Source organism: Oleiphilus sp. HI0123 (assembly GCF_001635315.1).
This window is the reverse complement of sequence record NZ_LWGE01000023.1, coordinates 1-1,668: the sequence shown is the minus strand read 5'-3', so window position 1 is coordinate 1,668 and position 1,668 is coordinate 1. Positions and strand designations below refer to the sequence as shown.

2 protein-coding genes are annotated in these 1,668 nt (G+C 43.6%); both read right to left on the bottom strand.

Translation table 11 applies throughout. From position 1 onward, the window contains the following. Positions 1-1,327: cryptochrome/photolyase family protein (locus A3761_RS00270; RefSeq protein WP_082870129.1), on the bottom strand; the 1,327-nt coding region annotated here is incomplete at its 3' end. Positions 1,328-1,350: 23 nt separating this feature from the next. After that, positions 1,351-1,611, bottom strand: a complete 261-nt coding sequence (locus A3761_RS00265) for a DUF3081 family protein (protein WP_197469968.1) — start codon at positions 1,609-1,611, stop codon at positions 1,351-1,353. Between the last annotated feature and the right edge of the window lie 57 nt (positions 1,612-1,668).

Below are 1,668 nucleotides of genomic sequence, written 5' to 3'. Positions count from 1 at the left end.
TCTTGTTGATANAGTTGCCGCTCGCAGCATAGGGTTTTGTGGCGATCCACCCCCCATCAGCAAACAAGGCCATCCCTCGAGTATTGGGTAGCTCAACCCACTGTAAGGCATCGATATAAATCCCTAAATACCAATCATCTACCTCATCGGGATGAAGACCAGCCAGCAAAGAGAAGTTACCTGTTATCATTAAGCGCTGAATATGGTGGGCATAAGCATACTCTAAAGACTGTTTGATACTCTCCTTCATACACGCCATCTTGGTTTCACCAGTCCAAAACCAACTTGGCAAAGGTCTACTCGCATTCAATCGATTCTGTTCCGTATAATCCGGCATATTGGCCCAGTACATTCCTCTAACATATTCTCGCCAGCCAAGAATCTGACGAACAAAGCCTTCGATCTGCGAAATCGAAATACTAGATTGCTGTTGATAGTATGTTTCAATGGCGACATCGATCACCTCATCAGGGCTAATAATATTGGCATTCAAAGCAAAACTCAGCCGTGAGTGATATAGGCTCCAGGAGTGAGGAGAATTGCAGGTCATCGCGTCTTGAAAGTAGCCGAATTTCGGGAGGCATACTTGGCAAAAGTATTGAAGTTGAGCCATCGCTTGTCGATGGTTAATCGGCCAAACTAGCTTAATGTTCGCATTACCGAAACTGACAATCTCATGATCGTTCAACCGTTTTAGAATGACACTTACGTCATTTTCAAACACCAGTGGCTGGGGAATATCAGCTAAGTCTTTCTTTTTGAGCGCATGACGATTGTCCTCATCGTGATTCCACTTTCCACCTAAAGGGCTGCCTCCTTCCATCAAGACACTGAAGCGTTTACGCATTTTACGATAGAAACCTTCCATTCGATGATGTCTGCCACCTTCGAACCATAGAGGTAGTTCGTTGTGCTCAAGAAAAAAATGCTCGGTTTCATAGAGTCGGGAGGTGATCTCCAAGTCTCGAGTAAATTCACGTAGTTGAACATGCAGTCGATATTCATCAGGTTGCTGATATTCAAATACCTGACAAGCGCAGCGTTCAATGACAGATGAAAGCAATGCTGGCAAATCTTTATATCCCGAGCTTTCGTCCAAATTGAAGTACTTTACCCTATGTCCTGCCTGTCTTAGATTCTCCGCAAAATCCTCCATCGCGGCAAAGAAAGCACAAACTTTTTGAACATGATGCTTTACGTAGTTAGTTTCCTGCGTCAGTTCAGCCAAAATGTACAAGGTGTCAGGATCAGATTCCTTGAACCAAGAGTGACGGCTATTTAATTGATCCCCCAAAACAAGCCTTAGACGCTTGGTTTTCAAACTCATGATTTCTCTCTCGTTGGCCATTGCTAGAAAACAGTGCGTGCAATATTTTTCAACTTTTCGTAAAAACTCTCCAGATCCCTGTTTTGAGCGCACTCAATTTTCATCTTGTTGTGAAAAAAGAGAGTTAGCTTAACTTTGTGGTCACTGAGCATAATCGTGTAACCGTCATAACTCAGTTCGAGGCTAATTTGCTGATAAATAAGCTTGCCTCCCTCCATGCTTCCTTTTTGCCGAATGCATTCAGCTGCCAGCATGACTACCTTTGGTTCAATATGCTGTTCCAAGTTCCCAACTCCTAAAATTAGAATGTGCCCCAAGACCACACCGAGCATTTAAAAGCT